Below are 24594 nucleotides of genomic sequence, written 5' to 3' on the forward strand. Positions count from 1 at the left end.
GGCGCGCGGCAGGTTTTGCGCCGCGACATGGAATGCGCTACACGGCTCGCCGTTAGCACACGAGCCCCGCCATTACCGGATTTGGCTGGGCGCCTGCATGTGAGGATCACGATGGAACCTGGCAGTAGTCCCACCCACTGACGGCGCCCGGCATCCCAGCCGCCGCGCCGTTCCGCGCAGCGCTTGGATCCAGGAACAGACGTCAGGGGCGGCACCGCCATGGCCCATCTCCCGCTTCATCATCATCGTCTCTCGCGTCCCCGGGCAAGCGGGCGCCCCCGATCGCGCTGACGCGCGGACGCCACGCGGCACAGGCCGCGCGGGCCCGCGCGTCGCGCGCTCAGGAACGAGGAACCGCCAGCCCCGCAATCCCTCAGCCCGAAGGGGGACGCCATGAACGACTTCATCGAGACCCAGGGCGAAGTCCGCCAGCTCGCTCAGGCCCTGCTGCGCCGCGGCAGCGCGCCGCTCACCCCGCGCGAGCGCCGGATGATCGAGCGCATCGCCCGCCGCGCCCAGGTGCACGACCTGAACGACGAACTGGAGGAGCGCCTGACCTTCGGAGAGCGCCTGGCCGAGCGCGTGACGGCCTTCGGCGGCTCCTGGCGCTTCATTGCGGGCTTCGGCGTGCTCCTGGGTCTCTGGGCGCTGGTGAACGCGGCGGTGCTGGCCGAGCACGCCTTCGATCCCTATCCCTTCGTGTTCCTGAACCTGGTGCTGTCCATGCTGGCGGCCTTCCAGGCGCCGCTGATCCTGATGTCGCAGAACCGCCAGGCGGCGCGTGACCGTGCGGCGGCGGAACTGGACTACGACACCAATCTCCGCTCCGAGACCCATATCCTGACGGTGCTGGAGAAGGTGGACGCCCTGCAGGCCCGGCTTGACGCGCTGGCGGCGGAACACGAGTCGCCGAAGCGGGCGGAGCACCTGCACGCCGACGCCGCCTGACGCGTGGAAAGGGGGAGGGGAGCCTTCCCCTTCCCGCTCGGGGCGCGGAAAATGTTACCGCTCGTGGACTGCCGTGGTTGCGCTGCTCCTGTCATGATGCGCGCGACATGTCCGCCATCCTCACCGGCGTTGCCCTGCAACTCGCCGCCGTCGCCTTCTTCGTGGCGATGGACACCACCACCAAGCTGATGGCGGCGGACTATGCCATCGGGCAGCTCATCTTCGCGCGCTTCCTCGGGCATGTGCTGCTCGTGGCCCTGCTGCTGCGGGTGTTCACCGGCGCGCTGCCCTGGCGCTCTCGCGCGCCGGGGCTGCAGGCGGTGCGCAGCCTTTGCCTGGCCTCGGCCAACTATCTGTTCTCCCATGCCCTGGCGCATGTGCCGCTGGCCGACGCCACGGCAGTGAACTTCGCCTCGCCGCTGTTCACGGTGGCGATGGCAGCGGTGTGGCTGCAGGAGAAGGTCAGCCCGCGCCGCTGGCTGGGCGTGGCGGTGGGGCTGCTCGGCGTTGGCGTGGCGCTGCGGCCGCCCTTCCTGACCGGCGGGCCGCTGCCGCACTGGGCCATCGTGCTGCCGCTCGGGACAGCGCTTCTCTACGGCGTCTATCAGATCCTGACCCGCAAGCTGGCGTCGGTGGACGACCCGCGCACCACCATTCTGCACACCGGTCTCGCGGCCTCGGCGCTGAGCACGCTCGCACAACCCTTCGTGTGGCAGACACCGACCGGCTGGGGCTGGGCCGGGCTGCTGGCGCTCGGCGCGCTGGGGGCGGTCGGCCATGGGCTGCTGGTGCTGGCCTTCGCCCGCGCCCCGGCCAGCCTGCTGGCGCCGATGAGCTACACGCAGCTGATCTGGGCCGTGCTGGCCTCCATGCTGGTCTTTGGCGACCAGCCGGATCGTTTCACTTTGCTCGGCGCGGCGATCATCGCCGTGGGCGGACTGCTGGTGGCCTGGCCTTCGCGCCGGGCGCCGCGGCGCCCGGCGTAACCCCCGGCGCGCGGGGGCGTTACGATGGGTGTGCCTGCCCCTTTCAGGACGGCCGGAGAAGCTGGCCCTCACGCGGGCGCTTGCGCCGCGGGCGGCAAGCGGGTAGCGGGAGGCTGGCGAGGACAGGGAATGGCCACGACACTCGAAACACCGCGCGACCAGGCGGTCGATCAGGCGCTGCGGGACCATCCGCGCGCCGCACTGGATGCCAATTCGGTCAGGGAAGCCTACCGCCGCTGGGCGGGGGTGTATGACGCGGTCTTCGGCGGCGTCTCCTCCTTCGGCCGGCGCAGGGCTGTGGCGGCGGTGAACCGCCTGCCCGGAACGCGGGTTCTGGAAGTGGGGGTGGGCACCGGTCTGGCCCTGCCACGTTACCGGCCCGAGAAGCGCGTCATCGGCATCGACCTTTCGCGCGACATGCTGCTGAAGGCACAGGAGCGGGTGGCCGGCGAGCGGCTCGCCCATGTCGAAGGGTTGCTGGAGATGGACGCCGAGTCGATGGCGTTCCAGGATGGCGCCTTCGACATCGCGGTGGCGATGTTCACCGCCAGCGTGGTGCCGGACGCGAAGAAGCTCTTCGCCGAGATGCAGCGGGTGGTGCGGCCGGGCGGACATCTGCTGTTCGTCAACCACTTCGCCGCCGAGGCGGGGCCGCGCTGGTGGGTGGAGCGCACCATGGCGCCGCTCTCGCGCCTGCTCGGCTGGCACCCGGACTTCGCCTTCAGCGACCTGTTCGACCGCGATGCGGTGCAGGTTGAGGCGATGGAGCCCTGCCGCCCGGGTGGGCTGTTCACCCTGGTGCATCTGCGCAACACCGCGCCGGCGGTGGCGCTGGACGGTCAGGCCGTCGCGGCGGCCTGACGCGGGGCGGCCGGCGGTGAGGGCGCCCATCGCCGAGGATCAGGTCGTGGAACTGGCCGAGATGTTCCGGCTGATGAGCGACCCGACCCGGCTGCGGATCATCCTCGCCTGCCTGGACACGCCCGCGCCGGTCGGCGAGATGGCCGAGCGGATCGGCATTTCCGGCAGCCTGGCCTCGCACCATCTGCGGCTGCTGCGCGCGGCGCGGCTGCTGCAGGCCGAGCGGCGCGGCCGGCAGGTTTTCTATGCCGTCAGCGACGGCCATGTGCGCTCCATGCTGGGCGACATGGTCGATCATGTCAGCGAGGATGAGGCGGAACCCGACAGCGCCTCCACGCCCTGACGGCAATCCGCCGATTCTGCGGAACGTTTGAGCTTCCGAACGCGTAAATCCGTCGTAATTCATGATGCTTGCGCCTTGGCGGCGCGCCCTCACTTGTGCGGGGCGGGGAGGCGCGACTATGGTCCCGTAGAACGCCTCACTCTACGCTTAAGGGGAGAGGCCGGCCTTTGCCGTGCGGTGCGGCGGGAGGCCAGAACGGCGCGTTGCGCGCCGGCGTCCAGACCATCGGGGCGCACGGATTACGAGCGGACGGGATAGGGAATGCGGCGGTCGATCGTTTCGCGCTTCGCGGGCTTGTTCGCCACCTTGGGCGTGGCTGGAATGTTTATGCTGCACGGGGCGCCTGCCCTGGCGCAGGAGACCGGCGCGGCAGGGCAACCCATGGTGGGTGCCCCACAGGCGTGGGCCCTGGGCCTGCAGCCGGCTGGTGGCGCGGTGAAGGAAGCCATCCACGACTTCAATCAGCTGGTGCTGTGGATCATTGTCATCATCACCGCCTTCGTCGGCGTGCTGCTGGCCTGGGTGGTCTGGCGGTATCGCGTCGCGGCGAATCCGGTCCCCTCGCGCACCAGCCACCACACCCTGCTGGAAGTGGCCTGGACCGTGTTGCCGGTGCTGATCCTGGTGGTCATCGCCATCCCCTCCTTCCGCCTGATCTACTGGGAGGACCGGGCGGTGGACGCCGAGCTGACGGTGAACGTGACCGGCCGGCAGTGGTACTGGCATTACGCTTACCCGGACCAGGGCAACTTCGCCTATGACAGCTACCCGATCCAGGAAGCCGACCTGAAGCCGGGCCAGCTGCGCAACCTGACGGTGGATGAGCCGCTGGTCATTCCGGTGGACACCAATATCCGCGTCATCACCACCGGGCAGGACGTGATCCACAGCTTCTTCGTGCCGAGCCTCGGCGTGCAGAAGTACACGATCCCCGGCCGCACCCTGGAAACCTGGATGCGCGCGGACCGCGTCGGCACCTTCTACGGCCAGTGCAACCAGATCTGCGGCACCAACCACTGGTTCATGCCGATCGTGGTGCGGGCGGTGCCGAAGGCGGAGTTCGAGGCCTGGGCGGCTGCGGCGAAGCAGCGCTTCGCGCAGGAGGGCGGCAGTTCCCCGGTGCTTGCCACCGCGGCCGCGCCGGCCGAGGCCGGGGCGCAACTGGCGGAGCTGCGCCGCTAAGGCGGCGCTTACGGGACGGGTTCGAGATCGAGCGGGACGGACAAACATGGCGACCGCGTCAAATACGCATGACACGCATGGCCACGGCCATCATGACCACACGCCCGGCTTCGTGGCGCGCTGGTTCTTCAGCACCAATCACAAGGACATCGGTGTCCTCTACCTGATCTTCGCGGTCATTTCGGCCTGCGTCGGCGTCGGCCTGAGCCTGCTGATGCGTATGGAACTGCAGAGCCCCGGCCTGCAATTCTTCGCTGATGGCCAGATGTGGAACGTGGCCGTGACCGCGCATGGCGTGGTCATGGTGTTCTTCGTCATCATGCCCGCGCTGATCGGCGGCTTCGGGAACTACTTCGTGCCGATCATGATCGGCGCGCCGGACATGGCCTTCCCGCGCCTGAACAACATCTCGTTCTGGCTGCTGGTCCCGGCGCTCATGCTGGCGGTGGGCAGCCTGTTCGTCGGTGGCGCCGGTACGGGCTGGACACTCTATCCGCCGCTGTCCAACAGCACCTATCAAAGCGGCATGGGCGTCGATATGGCGCTGTTCGCGCTGCACCTGGCGGGCGCCAGCTCGATCCTGGGCGCGGCGAACTTCATCACGACCATCTTCAACATGCGCGCCCCGGGCATGACCCTGCACAAGATGCCGCTCTTCGTGTGGGGCATGCTGGTCACCGCCTTCCTGCTGCTGCTCTCGGTGCCCGTGCTCGGTGGCGCCATCACCATGCTGATCACCGACCGCAACTTCGGCACGGCCTTCTTCGACCCGGCCGGCGGCGGCGACCCGGTGCTGTTCCAGCACCTGTTCTGGTTCTTCGGCCACCCCGAAGTCTACATCATGATCCTGCCGGGCTTCGGCATCATCAGCCACGTGCTCTCCACCTTCAGCCGCAAGCCGATCTTTGGCTATCTCGGCATGGCCTACGCCATGGTGGCGATCGGCGTGGTGGGCTTCGTGGTCTGGGCGCACCACATGTTCACCTCGGGCATTTCGGTGGACACCCGGGCCTACTTCATGGCCGCGACGATGGTCATCGCCGTGCCGACGGGCATCAAGATCTTCTCCTGGATCGCCACCATGTGGGGCGGCTCCATCAGCTTCAAGACGCCGATGCTCTGGGCGATCGGCTTCGTCTTCCTGTTCACGGTGGGCGGCGTCTCGGGCGTGAAGCTGGCCAATGCCAGCGTGGACGTCATCCTGCACAACACCTACTACGTCGTGGCGCACTTCCACTACGTGCTGTCGCTCGGCGCCGTCTATTCCATCTTCGCCGGTTTCTACTACTGGATCGGCAAGATGAGCGGGAAGCAGTACCCGGAGTTCTGGGGCCAGGTCCATTTCTGGATGACCTTTGTCGGCGTGAACCTGACCTTCTTCCCCATGCACTTCCTGGGTGCCCAGGGCATGCCGCGCCGCTACCCGGACTATCCGGATGCCTTCGCCGGCTGGAACATGGTGGCCAGCATCGGCGCCTATATCTCTGTGGCTTCCTTCCTGGTGTTCCTATATGTCTGCTACCGCACCTTCACCAGTAAGGAGCAGGCTGCGGCGAACCCCTGGGGCGAGGGCGCCACGACGCTGGAATGGCAGGTTTCTTCTCCGCCGCCCTTCCACACCTTCGAAGAGCTGCCCCGCATCCGCTGAGGCTGAATTGAGCTGATGAGCGATAGCGCGATCAATTCGGGGGGGGCGGGAGCCCCCCTCTCCACATCCGGCGAGCTTGACCTGAGCGAGGTGCGCGACTGGGTCGCGCTGCTCAAGCCCCGCGTCATGTCGCTGGTGGTGTTCACCGGGGCGGTCGGGCTGATCGTCGCGCCGGGACACCTGCACCCCGTCCTGGCGGTCACCGCCATCCTCTGCATCGCGGTGGCGGCCGGAGCCTCCGGCGCCATCAACATGTGGTACGACCGCGATATCGACGCGGTGATGCGCCGGACGGCCAACCGCCCCGTTCCCGCCGGGCGGATCCAGCCGCGGGCGGCGCTGGCCTTCGGCGTTTTCCTCGGCCTCGCCTCCGTGGTGGTGATGGGACTGGCGACCAATCTGGCCGCGGCGCTCGTGCTGGCCGGGTCGATCGGCTTCTACGTCTTCATCTACACCATGTGGCTGAAGCGGCGGACGCCGCAGAACATCGTCATCGGCGGCGCCGCCGGCGCTTTTCCGCCGATGATCGGCTGGGCGGCCGTGACCGGGCATGTCTCGCTGGAGGCGGTGGTGATGTTCGCCATCATCTTCTTCTGGACGCCGCCGCATTTCTGGGCGCTGTCGCTCTTCGCCAGCGGGGACTACCAGCGCGCCGGCGTGCCGATGCTGCCGGTGGTGGCCGGCGCGAAGGAAACCCGGCGGCAGATCTGGCTCTATTCGCTGCTGCTGGCGCCGCTGGCCCTGCTGCCGACGGTCATCGGCATGGCCGGGCTCGCCTATGGCGCGGCGGCGCTGGTGCTGGGCGGTTTCTTCCTGGAGGCCATGTGGCGCGTGAAGCGCGACGCCCAGGACGAGCAGGGCCGCAGCCTGACGCAGGACGCGCCCGCGCGGGCCGCCTTCAAGTTCTCGATCATCTATCTGTTCATGCTGTTCGCGGCGCTGGCGGCCGACCGCCTGTTGTTCGGCGCATGAGCGGCAACGATACGCCTGGCGGGATGACGGAGGCGGAGAAGAAGGCCTTCATCCGCCGCCGCCGGGGCCGCAACTGGGCGCTGCTCATCGCGCTGCTCGCCCTGGTGGCGCTGTTCTACTTCATCGCCATGGCGCGGATGTCGATCCACTGAGGCGAAGCATAAGAATCGGGGAGCGTTCACCTTGCCTGCCACGGATCCCAATCTCGCCCGCCGCAACCGCCGTGTCGGCCTGATCGCCGCCACCATGGTGGGCGGCATGCTGGGCCTCTCCTTCGCCGCGGTGCCGCTCTACTCGGTGTTCTGCGCCGTCACCGGCTATGGCGGCACGCCGCAGATCGGCGGCGTGGCGCCCGGCGCCGGCGAGCGGGTTGTCACCGTCCGCTTCAACGCCAATACCCATCCGGGCCTGCCCTGGAACTTCCAGCCCGGCCAGAACAAGATGGAGGTGAAGGTCGGGCAGGAGGCATTGGCCTTCTACACCGCCGCCAGTGTCGGCAGCACGCCCAGCACCGGCATCGCCACCTACAACGTCACGCCCGAGATCGTCGGTCCGTATTTCCACAAGGTGCAGTGCTTCTGCTTCGACCAGCAGACGCTGCAGCCCGGGCAGAAGGCCGAGATGCCGATCTCCTTCTGGGTGGACCCCAAGATCGCGGACGATCCCTCCGCTCGCGAGGTGCGCACCATCACGCTGAGCTACACCTTCTTCCGCACCCTGGAGGATGCCGAGCGCGCCGGCGCGCTGAGCAAGGCGGGCCCGCATGTCGGCAAGCAGCGCGACGCCTCCCTGGCGCCGCCGGCGGCACGGTGAGAGGCTTGATCCAGGCCGCGTTTTGAGGATTGATGAGACGCGTGTAACGAGGTGCAACGTCGCCGGTTCCGGCCGGTTCCGTGGCTGTATTCGAGTCCCCTGAGTCAGGAAGTCACATGGCCAGCAGCAACATGACGGTGGATGCGGAAGCGCCCCCCCTCCACAAGCATCCCTACCACCTGGTTGATCCCAGCCCCTGGCCGCTGGTTGCCTCTTTCGCCGCGGGGCTGATGCTGTTCGGCATCATTCTCTGGGCGCGGGAGGGTGTGCACTGGGCCTTCACCCTCGGGCTGCTCGGCGTCCTGGCCTCGATGTTCTTCTGGTTCCGGGACGTGGTGCGTGAGGCGCGCACCCCAGGTGTTCACACGCCGGTGGTGCGCATCGGCATGCGCTACGGCATGGCGCTGTTCATCGCTTCCGAGGTGATGTTCTTCGTCGCCTTCTTCTGGGCCTATTTCCACTTCGCGCTTTATCCGGAGCATGTTTCGGGCGCGGCGAAGGCGGTCTGGCCGCCGGAGGGCATCCACACCTTCGACCCCTTCCACCTGCCGCTGCTGAACACGCTGATCCTGCTGCTCTCCGGCTGCACCGTCACCTGGGCGCACCATGCACTGCTGGAGAATGACCGCAAGGGAATGCTGCTCGGCCTCGGCCTGACCGTGCTGCTCGGCCTGACCTTCACCTCCTTCCAGGCGCTGGAGTATTCCGAAGCCCCCTTCGCCTTCTCGGGCGGCGGCATCTATCCCTCGGTCTTCTTCCTCGCCACCGGCTTCCACGGCTTCCACGTCATCGTCGGCACCATCTTCCTGGCGGTGTGCTGGTTTCGCGCCCGCGCCGGGCAGTTCACGCCGCAGCGCCATTTCGGCTTCGAGGCGGCGGCCTGGTACTGGCACTTCGTGGACGTGGTCTGGCTGTTCCTCTTCGTCTTCATCTACGTCTTCGGTGCCGGCGCCATCGCCGAGCACTGACCGGGCCGCGGCCTCGCCTTGCGGGCGGGGCCGCTCCACGTATCCCGGCGGCCGGCCGGGTCACTCCGGCCCTCATTCACTTCCCGCATCGCCACGCCGGTCCCGCTTCCGCTCCGCGCGCTGCGCCGGGCGCTGGCTGCGGCTGGAGCCCCTTCCTTGAAACGCTGGCGCCGCCTCGTCCTCCCCCTGCTGGCCACCTTGCCGCTGCTGGCCATCCTGATCGGCCTCGGCACCTGGCAGATGCAGCGGCTGCACTGGAAAACCGCTCTCCTGGCCCATCTGGCGGCCGCCCAGGCCGGGCCGGCACAGCCGCTCTCCGCCGATCCAGAGCCCTGGACGAAGGCCTTCGCCACCGGCCGGTTGCTGAACGACCGGGAGGCGCTGCTCGGGCTGGAGGTGCGCAACAACGTGCTCGGCGCGCATCTCCTGGTGCCGATGCTGCGGGAGGCCGGGCCGCCGCTGCTCATCAACCGCGGCTGGGTGCCGCTGGAGCGGAGCACGCGCCTCAGCCGGCCGGAGGGCGAGGTTCGGGTGGAGGGCTATGTCCGCCCTGGCGAATCGGCCGGCATGTTCAGCGCCACCGACGATCCGGCGGGCCGCCGCTTCTATACGCTCGATCCCGCCGTCATCGGCCCGGCCCTCGGCCTGCCGGAGGTCGCGCCTTTCGTGCTGGTGGCGCTGGCGCCGCCCGGCTTGCCACCCGATGCGCTGCCGCAGCCGGCGCGGAACTTTCCGCAGCCGCCGAACAACCATCTTGGCTATGTCGTCACCTGGTACGGGCTGGCGCTGGCGCTTGTCGGCGTCTTTGCCACCTGGGCCCATCGCCGCCTCAAGGAGCCTGAAGCATGAGCGCTTCCGCCCACGCCGCCTATGCGCGCCTGAAGGCCCGCTTCGCCCGCATCGCCATCCTGGGCGAGGCCCAGGCCATGCTGCACTGGGACGCGGCGGCGGTGATGCCGCCGGGCGGCGCCGCCGCACGGGGTGAGCAACTGGCGACGCTGAGCGGGCTGGCGCATGAGCTGATGACCGCGCCGGAGATGGCCGCCGACCTCGCTGAGGCGGAGATCGGCGGCGAATGGGAGGGCGCCAATCTCGCGCTGATGCGCCATGCCCATGCCCGCGCCATCGCGCTGCCGACCGAGCTGGTGGAAGCCTCCGCGCGCGCCAATGCCGCCTGCGAGACGGTGTGGCGGGAGGCCCGCGCGCAATCCGACTTCCGCCGGGTGGCGCCCTATCTGGCCGAGGTCGTGCGGCTGCAGCGGGAGACGGCGGCGGCGCTCTCCGCGGCCACCGGCCTCGCGCCCTATGACGCCCTGATGGAAGGCTATCAGCGCGGCATCGGCGCCGCCGATGTCGAGCCGATCTTCACGGCCTATGAGGCCTTTCTCGCCGAGGCCCTCCCGCGCGCCGAGGAGCGGCAGGCCCGGCAGCCCGCGCCGGTGCCGCCGCAGGGGCCCTTCGCCGTCGCCACGCAGCAGGCGCTGTGCCGCGAGATGTCCGCGCGGGCAGGGCTGGACTTCGAGCACGCCCGGTTGGACGAAAGCCTGCATCCCTTCTGCGGCGGCACGCCGACCGATGTGCGGATCACCACCCGCTACACGCCGGACTCCTTCGCCCAGGCGCTGCTCGGCGTGCTGCACGAGACCGGCCACGCGCTCTACGAGCGCGGCCTGCCCCCGGCCTACGCGCATCAGCCCGTGGGGGAGGCGGCGGGCATGGCGGCGCATGAGTCGCAGAGCCTGATCGTCGAGATGCAGGCCAGCCGCTCCGATCCCTTCCTGCGCTTTCTCGGCCCGAAGCTGCATGCGGCCTTCGGCGGCGAGGCCTCGGCCTACGCGCCGGAGAACCTGGCCCGGCTCTGGCGACGGGTGGAGCGCGGCTTCATCCGCACGGAAGCCGACGAGCTGACCTATCCCGCCCATGTCATCCTGCGCTTCCGGCTGGAGCGCGCCCTGATCGGCGGCGACCTCGCCGTGGCCGACCTGCCCGGCGCCTGGAACGAGGGCTTCGCGCGGCTGCTCGGCCTGACCCCGCCGGATGATGCCCGCGGCTGCCTGCAGGACATCCATTGGCATGACGGCGCCTTCGGCTACTTCCCCTCCTATACGCTGGGGGCCATGGCGGCGGCGCAGCTCATGCGCGCGGCGCGCATCGCCGTGCCAGGGCTGAAGGCGGCGCTGGAGCAGGGTGAGCTGGCGCCACTCACCGGCTGGCTGCGGCAGCACGTGCATTCCCAGGGGTCGCGCCTCGGATTCCAGGATCTGATGCGTGCCGCTACCGGAAAGCCGCTCGACCCCGCCGACTTCACCGCGCACCTGACCGAACGCTATCTCTGACGCGGCGCGGCATGGCGCATCCTGGCTCCGGCGGGCCCGGGGAGGCAGCGGCCTCCCGGGACCCTGCGCGCGGTAGAAAGGGATGCCGGTCCGGGGGGTAGCGCCTCCCGTGAAACGACTTGCATGGTGCAAGCCAGTAATGCTTGCATGATGCAAGTCCAGTGAAAGGGACCGCCCATGGTCCAGACCGATTTCTCGCTCATGCGCTGCCCGGTGGCGCGCTCGATGGCCGTGCTGGGGGAGCGCTGGGCCATCCTGGTGCTGCGCGAGTCCTTCTACGGCACCACCCGCTTCGAGGAATTTGAGCGGCATCTCGGCATCGCCCCTAACATCCTGAGCGCGCGGCTGGCCAAGCTGGTCGAGCACGGCCTGCTGGAGCGCGTGCCCGCCAGCGGCAAGGGCGCGCGCCACGAATACCGCCTCACCGGCAAGGGACGCGACTTCTTCCCCGCCTATGTCGCCCTGAAGCGCTGGGCCGACCGCTGGATGACCGACCCGGCCGGCCCGCCCGTGCTGCTGGTGGAGGCCGCGACCGGCGAGGAGGTGAGATCGCCGCCGCTGACCGGCGCCGGCGGCACGCCGCTCAACCCCGAGGATGTGCGCGTCCTGCCCGGCCCCGGCGCCGGAGAGCGGATGCGGCGGCGCTTCGGCGCCGCCATGGCGGAGGGCGGGGAGGATGCCTGAGGCCATTGCCGCCGTCGCCCCGGCGCCGGCCTCCGCGCTGCTGCGCCGGATCCTGGCGCTGGCGGCGCCCACCAGCCTGGTCGCCCTGCTTCAGGTCGGGGCGCAGCTGGCAGAAACCTGGCTGGCCGCGCGGCAGGGCACGGCGGCGCTCGCCGGCTGGGCGGTGGTGCTGCCCTTCGCGCTGCTGCTGCAGCAGATGTCGGCTGGGGCGATGGGCGGCGGAGTGGTCGCGGCCATTGCCCGCGCGCTCGGTGCCGGCCGGCGGGAGGATGCCGCGGCGCTGGTGCTGCACGCGGTGCTGATCGCCGTCACGGCGGGCGGCGTCTTCGCCCTGGCGCTGGCCGGCTTCCCGCGCGCCGTGCTGGGCCTGATAGCGCCCTCTGCCGTGGAAGCCGGCGCGCCCTATGCGGCCTGGCTGTTCGGCGCGGGGGCGGTGCCGGCCTGGCTGGCCAATACCCTGGCCTCCGTGCTGCGCGGCGGTGGCAAGCACGCGCTGGCGGCGCGGGTGCTGGCGCTCGCCTGGCTGGCCTACCCGCCGCTGGCCTGGGCGCTGGCCGAGCCGGCGGGCATGGGCCTGTCCGGCCTGGGCGCCGGTTTCGCGCTGGTCTTCTGGGCCGCCGCCCTGGCCATGGCGGCGGTGGTGCTGCGTGGCGGCGCCGGCTTCACGCCGACCCTGCGCGTGCGCCCGCAACTGGCGCTGTTCCGCCGCATCCTGTCGGTCGGGCTGGTCGCCTGCGCATTGGCCACCATTGCCAACCTGACGACCATCCTGGTGACGGCCCAACTCGCGCGGCATGGCGCGGCGGCGGTCGCGGCCTATGGCATCGCGGCGCGGCTGGAATTCCTCACCATTCCGCTCGCCTTCGGCGTCGGCTCGGCGCTGACGGCGCTGGTCGGGCGCGCCGCCGGGGCGGGGGACTGGACGGCTGCCCGGCGCACCGCCTGGACCGGCGGGCTGCTGGCGCTCGGCGTGGCCGGGTCGGCAGGCCTTGCGGTCGGACTGGCGCCGGGCGCCTTCGCCAACACCTTCACCACCGACCCGGCGGTGGCGGCCATCGCGGCGCGTGGCCTGTCCTATACCGGTCCCGCCTTCGGGGGCTTTGGGCTGGGCATGGCGCTCTATTTCGCGGCCATGGGGGCGGGGCGGATGCGCGGGCCGGTGCTGGCGGCGCTGGCGCGCATCGGGCTGGCGGTAGGGGGCGGCTGGCTGCTGGCGAACCCCCTGAGCCTTGGGCTGGACGGGCATTTCATCGGCGTCGCCCTCGGCATCACGGCCTATGGCCTGATCACCGCCGCCTCGGTCCGGCCGGGCGTCTGGCCCGGGCGGGGATGAGCAGCCCCGGCGCGCGAGGGGGGTGTTCCACGCCGAGCCTCGGCCTATCATGGCGGCATGGATGGCGCCCTGACTGGTGGGCGCCCTGGAAAAGGCCTCCATGGACAACAGTGAAGAGATCTGGCGCCGCGTCGAGGCAAAGCGCCCGCGGTTTTCCGAACTCAGCGACCGCGTCTGGGCCACGCCCGAGCTGAACTATGCCGAGCACCGCTCCGCCGCCGCCCATGCCGAGGCGCTGGCGGCAGAGGGCTTCCGCGTCACCAGCGGCATCGCGGGCATTCCCACGGCGGTGATGGGCGAGGCGGGGGAGGAAGGGCCGGTCATCGCCATCCTCGGCGAGTATGACGCGCTGCCCGGCCTGAGCCAGGAGGCAGGCGTCGCCGAGCACCGGCCGGTCGAGAATGGCGGCAGCGGGCATGGCTGCGGCCACAACCTGCTGGGCGCGGCCTCGCTGCTGGCGGCTGCGGCGGTGAAGGACTGGCTGGCGGCGAAGGGCCTCAAGGGCCGCGTGCGCTACTACGGCTGCCCCGCCGAGGAAGGCGGCTCCGCAAAGGGCTTCATGGTGCGTGACGGCGCCTTCGACGACGTGGACATCGCCATCTGCTGGCACCCGGCGGCCTTCTCCGGCGTCAACAAGCCGCGCTCGCTGGCCTGCATGGAGGTGGATTTCAGCTTCACCGGCCGCTCCAGCCACGCCGCCGCCGCGCCGCATCTCGGCCGCTCGGCGCTGGATGCCGTCGAGCTGATGAATGTCGGCGTCAACTACATGCGCGAGCACATGCCAAGCCACGCGCGCATCCATTACGCGCTGCAGGATGCCGGCGGCATCGCGCCGAACGTCGTGCAGGGCAAGGCGCGGGTGCGCTATCTCGTGCGCTCGCAGACCATGGCCGAGGTGCTGGCGCTGCTGGAACGCGTCCGCAAGGTCGCCCGGGGCGCCGCGCTGATGACCGAGACCAGCGTCACCGACCGCGTGCTGAGCGCCGATGCCGAGCTGGTGGCCAATCCGCCGCTGGAGCAGGCGATGGAGGAGAACTTCCTCCGCCTCGGCCCGCCGCGGTTCGACGAGGCCGACAAGGACCTCGCCCGGCAGATGCAGGCGACCTTCACGCCGGACGAGATCGAGAGCGCCTATCGCCGTGCCGGGCTGGCGCCGATCCCCGGTGAGGTGCTGGCCGAGCGGCTGGTGCCGCTCTCGGCGCCGGAGCCGGCCGGGGTGGGCTCCACCGATGTGGGCACGGTGAGCTGGAAGGTGCCGACGGTGCAGGCGCGTGGCGCCACCTACGCCATCGGCACGCCCGGGCACTCCTGGCAGCTCGTGGCGCAGGGCAAGGCGCCCGCGGCGCACAAGGGGCTGGAGCACGTGGCCAAGATCATGGCCGGCACCGCCGTGGACCTCTTCCAGGATCCCGAACTGGTGGCGCGCGCCAAGGCCGACCACGCCGCCCGCACCGCGGAGATGCCGGACGTCTTCCCGATCCCGAAGGACGTCCCGCCGCCGCTCGACATGGCCGCCGGCCACTGACCCACGACGGACCCTGCTGCATGACCACCTTCCGCAATGCCCTGACCCGCTTCGCCATGGCGCCGGCCCTGGCGGCCGCGCTGCTGGCAGGCACGGCATCCGCCGCCGAACTGCGCATCGGCCTGGCGGCGCCGGTGAGCACCATCGACCCGCATTTCGCCAATGCCACGCCGAATTCGGCCTTCGCGCGGCACATCTTCGAGGCGCTGGTGGCGCGCTCGCCGGATGGCCGGCCGGCGCCGGGCCTCGCCGTCTCCTGGACGGCGCTGGAGGACAACCTCTGGGAGTTCAAGCTCCGTCCCGACGTCAAATGGCATGACGGCACGCCCTTCACCGCCGATGACGTGATCTTCTCCTTCGGCCGCGTGCCCAACGTGCCGAACAACCCGGGCAGCTATGCCGGCAACCTCCGCAGCATCGCCAAGCTGGAGGCGGTGGACCCGCTGACGCTGCGCATCACCACCTCGGCGCCCAACCCGAACCTGCCGCTGGATCTCGGCGCCATCGCCATCGTCTCGCGCCATGCGGGCGAGGGGGCGACCACCGCCGACTACAACAGCGGCAAGGCAGCGATCGGCACCGGACCCTACCGTTTCGTCAGCTATGCCCCCGGCTCGACCCTCGCGGTGGAGCGCAACCCGGACTGGGGGGGCCAGAAGCAGGGCTGGGACAAGGTCAGCTTCCGCATCATCACCAATCCCGGCGCGCGGACGGCGGCGCTGCTTTCGGGCGATGTGGACCTGATCTCCTCGCCCTCCACCTCCGACCTGCCGCGGCTGCGGCAGGAGGCGGAGGTGCGTGTCTTCGAGCGGCAGGGCGCGCGCTCGCTGTTCCTCTCGCCCGACTTCAGCCGCAGCGGCGAGGAGCCTTTCCTCACTGACAATGACGGCAAGCCGCTGCCGAAGAACCCGCTGCTCGACCTGCGCGTGCGACAGGCGCTTTCGCTGGCCATCAACCGGCAGGCGCTGGCGGAGCGGGTGCAGCAGGGCATGGCCGAGCCGACGGGGCAATGGATGCCGCCCGGCGCCTATGGCTACAATCCCGCCATTCCGGTGCCGAAGCAGGACCTGGAGGCGGCGCGCCGCCTGCTGGCCGAGGCCGGCTACCCGCAGGGCTTCCACCTGACGCTGCATTCCAGCGGCGACCGCTATCCCGGCGATGCGCAGACGGCGCAGGCGGTGGCGCAGATGTGGACGCGCATCGGCGTCGCCACCACGGTCGAGACGCTGCCCTTCGCCACCTGGCTCAGCCGGCTGTCGAAGCAGGAGTTCTCGATGGTGCAGAACAGCTGGGGCAGCTCCTCGGGCGAGGCCGGCAGCGCGCTGCTGAACATCGTCCACAGCTACGACCACGACAAGCGCATGGGCGCCAGCAATGACACGCGCTACGTCAACCCGGCGCTCGACAAGCAGATCGAGGAGGCGCTTTCCACCATGGACCCGGCATTGCGCGAGAAGCGCCTCGCCGCCGCCGTGGAAGTGGCCGTCAAGGACCTGCCGCTGATCCCGATGATTCTCTACAAGAATGCCTGGGCCGTGCGGCGCCCGCTGACCTACGAGGCGCGGATGGACGAGCAGACCCTCGCCATGGGCGTCGGCCGCGAGAATTGACGGAAGACGGGGCTCTCCCCGTCCAGACTGGCAGAAAAAAGATGGGGGTCCGGGGGAATTCCTTCCCCCGGACTTTCTTTTTGCGCCGGCACTCTTTCTTACGCGGGCACCGGCACGCGCTGCGCCAAGGGGTCGAGCAATGCCTCGATGGAGACCGGCTCCTCCCATTCCAGCTTCACGCTCAGCACCGTCACGCGATTGCGGAAGGCGGGGGGAATGCGGACATAGTCCTTCCAGGTGGTCACCGGGATGGCGCGAAGTGCCTCGGCCTGGGCCAGCAGGTCGCGCATGTCGCCGGCATCGAAGGGGTAGTGGTCGGCATAGGCGACGCGTCCGGCCAGCACCGCGCCCGCCTGCTGCAGGGTGACGAAGAACTTGCGCGGGTTGGCGATGCCGCAGAAGGCGAAGACCGGCTGCCCGGCGAGCAGCTCGGCCTCCGGCCCCGGCACCAGCCGGGCGCGCAGCACCGGCAGGCCGGGCGGCAGCGCGGCGAGGGCATTGGCCTCATCCTCGCCGATCAGCACGGCGGCGCGGCAGCGCGCGGCGGCGGCGGCCACCGGCTCGCGCAGCGGCCCCGAGGGGATGATGTGGCCATTGCCGAAGCCGTAACTGCCGTCGATCACCAGAAGCGAGAGATCCTTCTCCAGCTTCGGGTTCTGCAGCCCGTCATCCATGACGATGGCCTGGGCGCCGGCTTCCACGGCGGCGCGGGCGCCGGCGGCGCGGTCGACGGCCACCCAGGTCGGGCGGGTGGCGGCCAGCAGCAGGGCCTCGTCGCCCACCGCCTGGCTGTCATGCTGGGCGGCGTCCACCCGCACCGGGCCTTTCAGCTTGCCGCCATAGCCGCGCGTCAGGAAATGCGTCGAGACGCCGCGGTTGGAAAGCCGCTGGCCGAGGTCGAGCGCCACGGTGGTCTTGCCCGCGCCACCTGCCGTGGCGTTGCCGCAGCAGATGACGGGAATCGGCGCACGCCAGCCCGGCCGGGCCATGCGGCGCGCGGTTGCGGCCGCATACAGCGCCGCGATGGGGGACAGCAGCAGGGGCGCGATTCCCCCGCTGCCCCCGCTCCAGAAGTCGGGGGCACGCATCCGGCTCGAACCAGTCCTTTCCCTACTCCCCGCGCGGCACCGGCATCGTGCCGGTTGCGGGGGGCATCATGTCCAGGATTGCCGTGGCCAGCCGGCCCGGGAGATGGGCGGCATCAGCGGCGACATCCGCCGCGGCACGGGTCATCGCCTGTGCGCGGCCGGAATCCGTTAGCACGGTTAAGGCGGCCTCGGCCAGCGTGGCGGAGTCCACCACCCGCAGGGCGCCGCCGGCGGCTGCCAGGGCCTCGGCGGTTTCCCGCACATGATCGGTGTGCGGGCCGAGCAGCATCGGACAGCCCAGCTGTGCCGGCTCCAGCGGGTTGTGCCCGCCCTTGGGCACAAGCGTGGCGCCGATCAGCGCCACCCCCGCCAGGCGGAAGAACAACCCCATCTCGCCCAGGGTATCGACGAGATAGACCTCCTGCTCCGGGCCGGGCAGGCCGCCCTCGCTGCGCCGACTGAAGGGGAGGGGGGCGATCAGGGCGGCCACCTGGTCCCCGCGCTGCGGATGGCGCGGCGCGATCACGGTGAGCAGGTCAGGCAGCCGCGCGCGGATGAGGCGGTGCGCCTCCAGCGCCGCCGTCTCCTCGCCCGCATGGGTGCTGGCGGCCAGGAAGACCGGCCGCGTGCCGACCAGGGCGCGCAGCCGCGCGAGTTCGGCCGGGTCGGCGGGCGGCGGCGCGGCGGCGGCCTTGAGCTGGCCCCAGAACTGGGCCTCGCGGGCGCCGAGGGCGCGCAGGCGGGCGGCGTCGTCCTCGCTCTGCGCCACCACCAGCCGGAAGCGGGCGAGCATCTCCCGCGCCAGCCCGGGCGCCCAGCGCCAGAGCCGGGCCGAGCGGGGGGAGAGGCGGGCATTCACCAGCGCCGCCGGGATGCCGCGCCGCGCCAGCGCCGCAGTCAGGTTCGGCCAAAGCTCGCTCTCCACGAAGACCGCCGCGTCCGGGCGCCAGCCATCGAGGAAGGCCGCCGCCCAGCGTGGCACGTCGAGCGGAACGAAGCGGTGAATGACCCGCCCCGCGAGCGCTGCGGGCAGGCGCTGCCGCAGCAGCGAGGCGGCGGTCACGGTGCCGGTGGTCAGCAGCAGATGCAGCCCCGGGGACTTTTCGGCCAGCGCGACGAGCAGCGGGATCAGGGAGAGCGATTCGCCCACGCTGGCGGCATGCAGCCAGAGCAGCGGCCCCGGCGGCCGCGCGGCGCCCAGACCGCGCCGCTCGCCCAGCCGTTCCGGGATCTCCTTGCCCTGACGCGCACGCAGGCGCAGCCAGAGGGGCAGCACCGGCGCCAGCCCGGTGCCGATCAGCCGCCCCGCCTGTCCCGCCATGCTCATGCGACGGCCCTCATACCCGGCGGGTCTCGACGGCGGAGGGATCCGCCACCCAGGCATCGGCGGTGTCGCAGGCGGCGTTCAGCGCCGCTTCGATCTCGGGCAGCGCGGCCAGCGCATCGTCACGCGCCACCCGCACGGGAGCGCCGCAGACCAGCACGGCGCGGGCGAAGGGCAGGGGCAGCACCATGCGGTCCCAGCTCGGCAGCAGCCGGTGGCGGCTGGCGGCGGCGGCCGTGGGCAGCACCGGCACGTCGGCGAGCGCGGCAAGCTGCGCCACCCCCTCGGCCGCCACGCGGCGCGGTCCGCGTGGCCCGTCCGGGGTGATCGCCACCGGACTGCCGCCCCGCAGCACGCGCAGCATCGCGCGCACCCCCGCGGCGCCACCGCGGGAGGTGGAGCCATGCACCATGACCAGGCGGAAACGCGAGACCACCTCGCCGATGAAGCGCCCGTCGCGATGGCGGGAAACCAGGACATGCGGCTGCCAGTCCTTGGCACCGGGGAAGAGGCGATGCGCCACGGTCCAGAGCATCGGCATCATCGGCAGGCGCTCGTGCCAGAAGGCGACGATCACCGGTGCGCCCTGCTCGGCGAAGGGGGCCAGGTTCGCGTGGCCCGCCAGCGACCAGCGCGCCGTCCGGTAGCAGAAGGCGAGATAGAGGCTGAGCACCCGCGCGAAGACCAGCTGGGTGGTGGGGTGTCGGATCAGCTTACGGAGCATGGTGTCGGCGGCATCACGGGAAGCGCCCCTAGCACGGTTGCGCCCAAGGCGGAAATTCGGCGCCGGAAGATATTCTGCCGGGGATCGGACCTAGGGCCGCCAGGCGCGGTGGTAGGGATGGCCGGCGCGGATCGCCTGGGCACGGTAAAGCTGCTCGGCCAGCAGGCCACGCACCAGGAAATGCGGCCAGGTCATCGGGCCGAGCGAAAGGCGATGCTCGGCCCGTGCCAGCACGGCGGGGTCCAGGCCCTCGGCGCCGCCGATCAGGAAGGCCAGCGGCTTGCCGCTCGCCTCCCAGCGCTCCAGCAGGGTGGCGAGCCCCTCGCTGTCCGGCGTGTGGCCGCCCAGGTCGAGCGCGATGGCCAGAGCGGCCGGCGGCAGGGCGGCGAGCAGGGCCGCCCCCTCCCGCCGCCGCACCTCCGATGGCGCGCCGCGCGCCTCGGCGATCTCGCGCACCGCCAGGGGCGGCCGGAGCCGCGCGTTGTGCTGCGCGAACAGGGCCGCCTCCGGCCCCGGCTTCAACCGCCCGACGGCAACCAGCAGCGGCGCGCGGCTCAGTCCACCCTGCCCGGGCCGGTGTCGCCCTCGTCGTCCTCGTCCTCGTCTTCCTCCTCATCCTCCGCGAGGCCGTCGAGCGTCTCGTCGAGGAGCGGCAGCTCGTCCTCGTCATCCTCATCCTCGCCGGCCTCGAACAGGACCTCAAAGGCGGGCTCGCCTTCCTCCGGCATGATGCTCTCGCCGGCGGGCGGGCTGTCCGGGCCCCACATCTTCTCCAGCCGGTAGTTGGCGCGCGCCTCTGGCTTGAAGAGATGCACCACGAGGTCGCCGGCATCGAGCAGCACCCAGTCGGGCGAGGTCTCGGTGCGCACGCGGCGGATGCCGTGCTCGGCCAGGGTGCGCTCCAGATGGCCGGCCATCGCCTGGATCTGCCGTTCGGCAAGGCCGGTGGCGATGATCAGGCGATCAGCGAAGGTGGCGCGGGTGGCGACATCCAGCACCACCACATCCTCGGCCTTGTCGTCCTCCAGGCTGGCCACGGCCGCCTGCACGATCTGGTCGATCGGCGGCAGCGCCGGCCTTGCCTTGGCGCGGAGGCTCTTTGGGGCGGCGGCCTTGGCGGCCGGGGCCGCTTTGCGGGCGGGCAGCTTGGCGGCGTTGCGCGGCGCGGCCGCCTTGCTGGCCCGTGTGGCCGCCACAGCGCCGGTGCCGCGTGCGGGCTTCGCAGCGGCGGTACGGCCCGGCTTCGCCGTGGCAGTGGCGCGCGGCGCCTGGGCGGCCGTGGTGCTGCGTGCGCTCCGGCTGGCGGTGCTGCGCGCCGGCTTGGCGGCGGTGCTGCCGCGGCTGGGTTTCGCCGTGGCGTTGGTGCGCGGTGCCTTGGGGGCGGTGGCGCGGGCGGGCTTGGCCGCCGTGGCGGCGCGCGGCGCCTTGGTGGCCGTGCCGGCACGGGCGGGCTTGGCGGCGGCGGTGCTGCGCGCCGGCTTGGGGGCCGTGCTGCTGCGGCTGGGCTTCGCCGTGGCATTGGCGCGCGGCGCCTTGGGAGTGGTGGCGCGGGCCGGCTTGGCCGTCGTGGCAGCGCGCGGGGTCTTGGTGGCCGTGCCGGCGCGGGCGGGCTTGGCGGCGGATGCGCCGCGGGCCGGTTTTGCCGCCGCGGCGGCGCGCGGGGCCTTGGCGGGAGCGGCGGTGCCGCGGGTGGATGCGCTCTTCGCGGGGGCGCGGCTGGTGCTGCCGGAACGCGGCGTCGCCGTCCGGCGGCGCGTGTCGTCCGGGCTCTTCGGGGTGCGGGCTATGGCGGCCTCCTGTCGGTTCTTCTGAGAGATGTATGACGCCAGTGCCGGGTTTCGAACCAGCACCGAATCGCGGTTTATCCAGTGCGCCTTGCCGCCTGCGTGGCGCGCTCGCGCAGGGCGGTGGCGCTGGCCGGATGCTCGCGCGCCGGCACCAGCGCCCATCCGGCATGCCGCCGGCGCGGCGATTCCGGCAGCAGCGCGCCTGGTGGGCGGCGATGGCGGCGCAACCGCGAGGCGGCGGCTCCGTGCAGCGCCTTGCGGGTCCAGCCCGGGCGGGGCAACACCGCGAGGGGCGTGCGCGCCGCCATGGCGCGCCAGTGCTGCCAACGCGGCAGCTGCCAGAGATTGTCCGCGCCGATGATCCAGACGAAACCCGCGCGCGGGAAGAGACGGCTGAGCCGGCGCAGCGTCCGCGCGGTGTAGCGCTGGCCGATCTCCGCCTCAATGCCGGTGGCGATCACCCGCACCCCGTCGGCGATGGCTTCGGCCGAGGCGAGGCGCTGCGCGAAGGGCGCCATGCCGGCGCGCGGCTTCAGCGGGTTGCCAGGCGAAACCAGCAGCCAGACCTGATCCAGCCGTAGGGCGCGCAGCGCGTGCCGGGCCACATGCAGGTGCCCCGCATGGGCCGGATTGAAGCTGCCGCCGAGCAACCCGATGCGGCGACGGCGCGTGTCGCCCCACCGGCCCGGGGCGGCGAGGCCCCGGGAGGCATGCCGCATCGCCGTCAGGGCCGCGTCTGGCCGGTGCCAAGCACCTGGTAGCGATAGGTGCAGAGCTGCTCCAGCCCGACCGGGCCGCGCGCGTGCAGCCTTCCGGTGGCGATGCCGATCTCCGCGCCGAAGCCGAACTCGCCGCCGTCGCAGAACTGGGTGGACGCGTTCCAGAGGCCGACGGCGGAATCGATGCCGTTCAGGAAATCCTGCGCGACGGCGGCATCCTCGGTGACGATGGCGTCGGTATGCTCGCTGCCGAAGCGGCGGATATGCGCCAGGGCCTCTTCCATGCCGTCCACCACGCGGATGGAGAGGATGGCGTCCAGCCATTCGGTGGCGAAGTCGGCCTCGCTGGCGAGCGGCAGCGCCGGCAGGATGGCGCGGGCGCGCTCGTCCGCCCGGAAGGTGCAGCCCAGCGCCGAAAGGTCCTGCACCAGCAGCGGCAGCAGGCTGGGCGCGATGGCGGCATCGATCAGCAGCGTCTCGGTGGCGCCGCAGACGCCGGTGCGGCGCATCTTGGCATTGGCCAGCACGCGGCGCGCCATCTCGGGGTCGGCGGCGGCGTGGACGTAGGTGTGGTTCAGCCCCTCGGCATGGGCCAGCACGGGCACGCGGGCCTCCTGCATCACCCGCGTCACCAGCCCCTTGCCGCCGCGCGGGATGATCAGGTCGATCAGCCCCGCTGCACGCAGCATGGCGCCAACGAAGGCGCGATCCTGCGTCGGTGCCATCTGCACGGCGGCTTCCGGCAGGCCGGCAGCGCGCAGCCCCTCGGCGATGCAGCCGCGGATGGCCGCCGCCGAGCGCGCGCTCTCGCTGCCGCCGCGCAGCAGCACGGCGGAGCCCGCCTTCAGGCACAGCCCGGCGGCATCCGCCGTCACGTTCGGGCGGCTCTCGTAGATCATGCCGATGACGCCCATCGGCTGTGCCACGCGGCGGATCACCAGCCCGTTCGGGCGCGTCCATTCCGCCAGCACGCGGCCCACCGGGTCGGGCAGGGAAGCGATTTCCTCCAGCCCCTGCGCCATGGCTTCGACGCGCGCGGGGGTGAGCGTCAGCCGGTCGCGGAAGGCCGCGGTCAGCTCGCCGGCGCCGGCGAGATCGGCCGCATTGGCTGCCAGGACCTCCTCCTGCCGCGCGCGCAGCCGGGCGGCGGCGTGGCGGAGCGCCTGATCCTTCGACGGTCGGCCGGCGCGCGCGAGCTGGCCGGCCGCCTCCCGGGCGGCGCGGGCGGCGGCGTCAAGCGCTTGGGCGATCGTGTCGGTGATGGCGTTCACGGTCCGGGTTTCCTGTTGGCAGCCGCACCCCGGCAGGGCGCTGGCTTGCCCCATCGGTAGCGCGCGGCGGCGGCCAGGGGAAGCGCACAACGCGTGGCCGGGTGGGGGGCTGCCTTGCCATGGCCGCGGGCCAGCCTTTAGATTCGCCGCGCCGCCACAGGGCGCGCGGTTTTCCCGGAGACCCGACTTGCCAGCCAATGCCGAGCCTCGCCCTCTCTCTGGCCCGATCGTCATCTTCTCCTTCGATCGTCCCGAATATCTCGGCCGGCTCTGCGCCTCACTGAAGACGCAGCAGCGTGTCCTCATCCCCGAAGGGGGCATCTATCTGCTGCAGGACGGCGCCGTCTCGCCCTACAGCGGCGTGCGGGTGGCGCAGGACGAGGCCATCGAGGCCTGCGTGGCCACCTTCCGCGAGCACTTCCCGGGCGGCGTGGTGCTGCAGAGCCCGGATAACCTCGGCATCGCCCAGAACATCCGGCGTGGCGAGAAGCTGGTCTTCGAGACGCTGGACCAGGAGGTCGGCTACTTCTTTGAGGACGACCTCGAGCTGGGGCCGCTCTACATGCACATGATGGAGGAGCTTTACGCCGCGCTGCGGCCACTCCCCGACATCGGCTATTTCACCGCCTATGGCGACGTCAAGCTGCAGGCGCCCGGCCCCGAGGTGAAGCTGCTGCAGATGGCGCACAACTGGGGCTTCGGCCTGCTGCGCGATGCCTGGCGCAGGATCGATGCCAGGCTGGCCGGTTTCTACAAGGTGCTGGAGGGGCGGGACTACGGCGCGCGCAACCATTTCCGCCTCTATGAGCTGATGCGCGACAGCGAGTTCGCCACCAATGCCACCTCGCAGGACGCCTTCAAGTCGCAGGCCTGTGCCGAGCTGGGCCTGGCGCGGCTTCGCACCGATGTCTGCTTCGCCCGCTACATCGGCGAGAAGGGCGTGCACTTCAACGCCGCGAGCTTCGACCGCCACGGCTTCCGCGACATGAAGTGGGTGGACCGGGAGGATGTTCATCTCGCGCCCATCAGCCCGGCGGAGGTGGCGCAGATCCAGAGCCGCGGCGCCGAGGGGCTGCGCCGCTTCCGCGCCGAGAAGTTCGACGAGATGTTCGCTGCCCATGCCTCCAAGCGCTTTGACGAGGACCGGCTGGTGACGCGCGAGGATGTCGAGGACATGTACCGGCTCATTCTCGACAAGCGCCCGCATGGCGACAACATCTTCAACAACTTCGTCGGCAAGAGGACGATCCGCGAGCTGCGGCGCCGGCTGATCTTCACGGACGAGTTCCGGATGCGGAACCCGCTGCCGCCCGAGTGGCGGCCGAAGGACTGAGAAAGGCCGGGGACTTCATCCCCAGCCACTAGCTTAACGTGTTGATGGCGGGGGCGGCAGTAATGCCGCCCCCGCTACTTCATTCGGCCGCCGCCTGCCGCTCCCACAGGCGCTCGATGGCGACCCGCAAGTCATAGCC

At 71.2% G+C, this 24594-nt stretch carries 24 protein-coding genes and 1 pseudogene; 18 read left to right on the forward strand and 7 right to left on the reverse strand.

Annotated elements, in window-relative coordinates; genetic code table 11:
- The first annotated feature begins 393 nt into the window (after positions 1–393).
- From QMO56_RS14875 to QMO56_RS14950, 16 genes are all read left to right on the forward strand, one after another.
- Positions 394–948, forward strand: coding sequence for a DUF1003 domain-containing protein (locus QMO56_RS14875; protein WP_283526841.1), 555 nt, complete (start codon positions 394–396; stop codon positions 946–948).
- A gap of 107 nt (positions 949–1055) precedes the next feature.
- Positions 1056–1934 carry a DMT family transporter gene (locus QMO56_RS14880; protein WP_283526843.1) on the forward strand — a complete coding sequence of 293 codons (879 nt, stop codon included), beginning with the start codon at positions 1056–1058 and terminating at the stop codon, positions 1932–1934.
- Positions 1935–2063: 129 nt separating this feature from the next.
- Positions 2064–2795 (forward strand): class I SAM-dependent methyltransferase, encoded by a 732-nt coding sequence (locus QMO56_RS14885; RefSeq protein WP_283526845.1) that lies wholly within the window; start codon positions 2064–2066, stop codon positions 2793–2795.
- A gap of 16 nt (positions 2796–2811) precedes the next feature.
- Complete coding sequence (locus QMO56_RS14890; protein ID WP_283526847.1) at positions 2812–3138, forward strand: metalloregulator ArsR/SmtB family transcription factor; 327 nt, start codon at positions 2812–2814, stop codon at positions 3136–3138.
- A 381-nt stretch (positions 3139–3519) separates the two neighbouring features.
- Positions 3520–4320 (forward strand): cytochrome c oxidase subunit II, encoded by an 801-nt coding sequence (coxB, locus tag QMO56_RS14895; RefSeq protein WP_349362364.1) that lies wholly within the window; start codon positions 3520–3522, stop codon positions 4318–4320.
- Between the two features lie 46 nt (positions 4321–4366).
- Positions 4367–5968 (forward strand): cytochrome c oxidase subunit I, encoded by a 1602-nt coding sequence (ctaD, locus tag QMO56_RS14900; protein ID WP_283526851.1) that lies wholly within the window; start codon positions 4367–4369, stop codon positions 5966–5968.
- A gap of 15 nt (positions 5969–5983) precedes the next feature.
- Complete coding sequence (locus QMO56_RS14905) at positions 5984–6940, forward strand: heme o synthase (RefSeq protein WP_283526852.1); 957 nt, start codon at positions 5984–5986, stop codon at positions 6938–6940.
- Positions 6937–7092 (forward strand): hypothetical protein, encoded by a 156-nt coding sequence (locus QMO56_RS14910; protein WP_283526854.1) that lies wholly within the window; start codon positions 6937–6939, stop codon positions 7090–7092. Before QMO56_RS14905 ends, QMO56_RS14910 begins: the two co-directional genes overlap by 4 nt.
- A gap of 31 nt (positions 7093–7123) precedes the next feature.
- Positions 7124–7753: a cytochrome c oxidase assembly protein gene (locus QMO56_RS14915; RefSeq protein WP_283526856.1), complete on the forward strand. Its 630-nt coding sequence runs from the start codon at positions 7124–7126 to the stop codon at positions 7751–7753.
- 116 nt (positions 7754–7869) lie between these two features.
- The gene (locus QMO56_RS14920) at positions 7870–8721 is read left to right on the forward strand and encodes a cytochrome c oxidase subunit 3 (RefSeq protein WP_283526857.1); all 852 of its coding nucleotides are present in this window, start codon (positions 7870–7872) and stop codon (positions 8719–8721) included.
- Between the two features lie 156 nt (positions 8722–8877).
- Positions 8878–9570: an SURF1 family protein gene (locus tag QMO56_RS14925; RefSeq protein ID WP_283526859.1), complete on the forward strand. Its 693-nt coding sequence runs from the start codon at positions 8878–8880 to the stop codon at positions 9568–9570.
- Positions 9567–11057, forward strand: coding sequence for a carboxypeptidase M32 (locus tag QMO56_RS14930; RefSeq protein WP_283526861.1), 1491 nt, complete (start codon positions 9567–9569; stop codon positions 11055–11057). Before QMO56_RS14925 ends, QMO56_RS14930 begins: the two co-directional genes overlap by 4 nt.
- A 177-nt stretch (positions 11058–11234) precedes the next feature.
- On the forward strand, positions 11235–11741 hold the full coding sequence (locus tag QMO56_RS14935) for a helix-turn-helix domain-containing protein (protein ID WP_283526863.1): 507 nt from the start codon (positions 11235–11237) through the stop codon (positions 11739–11741).
- Positions 11734–13074 (forward strand): MATE family efflux transporter, encoded by a 1341-nt coding sequence (locus tag QMO56_RS14940; RefSeq protein WP_283526864.1) that lies wholly within the window; start codon positions 11734–11736, stop codon positions 13072–13074. The genes QMO56_RS14935 and QMO56_RS14940 overlap by 8 nt, the downstream gene beginning before the upstream one ends.
- Positions 13075–13174: 100 nt before the next feature.
- The gene (locus QMO56_RS14945) at positions 13175–14599 is read left to right on the forward strand and encodes a M20 family metallopeptidase (RefSeq protein WP_283526866.1); all 1425 of its coding nucleotides are present in this window, start codon (positions 13175–13177) and stop codon (positions 14597–14599) included.
- A gap of 20 nt (positions 14600–14619) precedes the next feature.
- Positions 14620–16209: an ABC transporter substrate-binding protein gene (locus tag QMO56_RS14950; protein ID WP_283526868.1), complete on the forward strand. Its 1590-nt coding sequence runs from the start codon at positions 14620–14622 to the stop codon at positions 16207–16209.
- Between the two features lie 98 nt (positions 16210–16307).
- Here QMO56_RS14950 and lpxK read toward each other — a convergent pair whose 3' ends face one another.
- The 5 genes and pseudogenes from lpxK to rsfS form a co-directional block, all read right to left on the reverse strand.
- Positions 16308–17297, reverse strand: coding sequence for a tetraacyldisaccharide 4'-kinase (lpxK, locus tag QMO56_RS14955; protein WP_283526870.1), 990 nt, complete (start codon positions 17295–17297; stop codon positions 16308–16310).
- Positions 17298–17319: 22 nt separating this feature from the next.
- A complete protein-coding gene (locus QMO56_RS14960; protein WP_283526872.1) occupies positions 17320–18624 on the reverse strand; it encodes a 3-deoxy-D-manno-octulosonic acid transferase in 1305 nt (434 codons plus the stop codon).
- 10 nt (positions 18625–18634) lie between these two features.
- Positions 18635–19345, reverse strand: coding sequence for a lysophospholipid acyltransferase family protein (locus QMO56_RS14965; RefSeq protein ID WP_283526874.1), 711 nt, complete (start codon positions 19343–19345; stop codon positions 18635–18637).
- A gap of 90 nt (positions 19346–19435) precedes the next feature.
- Positions 19436–19885 carry a 23S rRNA (pseudouridine(1915)-N(3))-methyltransferase RlmH gene (locus tag QMO56_RS14970; RefSeq protein WP_283526894.1) on the reverse strand — a complete coding sequence of 150 codons (450 nt, stop codon included), beginning with the start codon at positions 19883–19885 and terminating at the stop codon, positions 19436–19438.
- 194 nt (positions 19886–20079) lie between these two features.
- Positions 20080–20490, reverse strand: a pseudogene (rsfS, locus tag QMO56_RS14975) (ribosome silencing factor); the annotation flags it as partial.
- A 28-nt stretch (positions 20491–20518) separates the two neighbouring features.
- Here rsfS and QMO56_RS14980 point away from each other — a divergent pair.
- Positions 20519–21157, forward strand: a complete 639-nt coding sequence (locus QMO56_RS14980; RefSeq protein WP_283526876.1) for a hypothetical protein — start codon at positions 20519–20521, stop codon at positions 21155–21157.
- Positions 21158–21206: 49 nt separating this feature from the next.
- Here QMO56_RS14980 and QMO56_RS14985 read toward each other — a convergent pair whose 3' ends face one another.
- Positions 21207–21851 (reverse strand): nicotinate-nucleotide adenylyltransferase, encoded by a 645-nt coding sequence (locus QMO56_RS14985; protein WP_283526878.1) that lies wholly within the window; start codon positions 21849–21851, stop codon positions 21207–21209.
- A 5-nt stretch (positions 21852–21856) separates the two neighbouring features.
- Positions 21857–23122: a glutamate-5-semialdehyde dehydrogenase gene (locus QMO56_RS14990; protein WP_283526880.1), complete on the reverse strand. Its 1266-nt coding sequence runs from the start codon at positions 23120–23122 to the stop codon at positions 21857–21859.
- A 187-nt stretch (positions 23123–23309) separates the two neighbouring features.
- Between QMO56_RS14990 and QMO56_RS14995 the strand changes: the two genes are divergently transcribed.
- The gene (locus tag QMO56_RS14995; protein WP_283526882.1) at positions 23310–24455 is read left to right on the forward strand and encodes a hypothetical protein; all 1146 of its coding nucleotides are present in this window, start codon (positions 23310–23312) and stop codon (positions 24453–24455) included.
- The last annotated feature ends 139 nt before the right edge of the window (positions 24456–24594 follow it).

Source organism: Roseomonas sp. E05 (assembly GCF_030063475.1).
In the GTDB taxonomy this organism is placed as follows: Bacteria; Pseudomonadota; Alphaproteobacteria; order Acetobacterales; family Acetobacteraceae; genus Pseudoroseomonas.

What these genes read in the sequence shown, in the direction of transcription:
- QMO56_RS14905 (WP_283526852.1), top strand. Translation starts at nt 5,984, where the DNA reads ATGAGCGATAGCGCGATCAATTCGGGGGGGGCGGGAGCCCCCCTCTCC.
- QMO56_RS14945 (WP_283526866.1), top strand. Translation starts at nt 13,175, where the DNA reads ATGGACAACAGTGAAGAGATCTGGCGCCGCGTCGAGGCAAAGCGCCCG.
- QMO56_RS14950 (WP_283526868.1), top strand. Translation starts at nt 14,620, where the DNA reads ATGACCACCTTCCGCAATGCCCTGACCCGCTTCGCCATGGCGCCGGCC.
- QMO56_RS14935 (WP_283526863.1), top strand. Translation starts at nt 11,235, where the DNA reads ATGGTCCAGACCGATTTCTCGCTCATGCGCTGCCCGGTGGCGCGCTCG.
- lpxK (WP_283526870.1), bottom strand. Translation starts at nt 17,297, where the DNA reads ATGCGTGCCCCCGACTTCTGGAGCGGGGGCAGCGGGGGAATCGCGCCC.
- QMO56_RS14880 (WP_283526843.1), top strand. Translation starts at nt 1,056, where the DNA reads ATGTCCGCCATCCTCACCGGCGTTGCCCTGCAACTCGCCGCCGTCGCC.
- coxB (WP_349362364.1), top strand. Translation starts at nt 3,520, where the DNA reads ATGGTGGGTGCCCCACAGGCGTGGGCCCTGGGCCTGCAGCCGGCTGGT.
- QMO56_RS14985 (WP_283526878.1), bottom strand. Translation starts at nt 21,851, where the DNA reads ATGCGGCATGCCTCCCGGGGCCTCGCCGCCCCGGGCCGGTGGGGCGAC.
- QMO56_RS14910 (WP_283526854.1), top strand. Translation starts at nt 6,937, where the DNA reads ATGAGCGGCAACGATACGCCTGGCGGGATGACGGAGGCGGAGAAGAAG.
- QMO56_RS14875 (WP_283526841.1), top strand. Translation starts at nt 394, where the DNA reads ATGAACGACTTCATCGAGACCCAGGGCGAAGTCCGCCAGCTCGCTCAG.
- QMO56_RS14960 (WP_283526872.1), bottom strand. Translation starts at nt 18,624, where the DNA reads ATGAGCATGGCGGGACAGGCGGGGCGGCTGATCGGCACCGGGCTGGCG.
- QMO56_RS14940 (WP_283526864.1), top strand. Translation starts at nt 11,734, where the DNA reads ATGCCTGAGGCCATTGCCGCCGTCGCCCCGGCGCCGGCCTCCGCGCTG.
- QMO56_RS14920 (WP_283526857.1), top strand. Translation starts at nt 7,870, where the DNA reads ATGGCCAGCAGCAACATGACGGTGGATGCGGAAGCGCCCCCCCTCCAC.
- ctaD (WP_283526851.1), top strand. Translation starts at nt 4,367, where the DNA reads ATGGCGACCGCGTCAAATACGCATGACACGCATGGCCACGGCCATCAT.
- QMO56_RS14885 (WP_283526845.1), top strand. Translation starts at nt 2,064, where the DNA reads ATGGCCACGACACTCGAAACACCGCGCGACCAGGCGGTCGATCAGGCG.
- QMO56_RS14965 (WP_283526874.1), bottom strand. Translation starts at nt 19,345, where the DNA reads ATGCTCCGTAAGCTGATCCGACACCCCACCACCCAGCTGGTCTTCGCG.
- QMO56_RS14930 (WP_283526861.1), top strand. Translation starts at nt 9,567, where the DNA reads ATGAGCGCTTCCGCCCACGCCGCCTATGCGCGCCTGAAGGCCCGCTTC.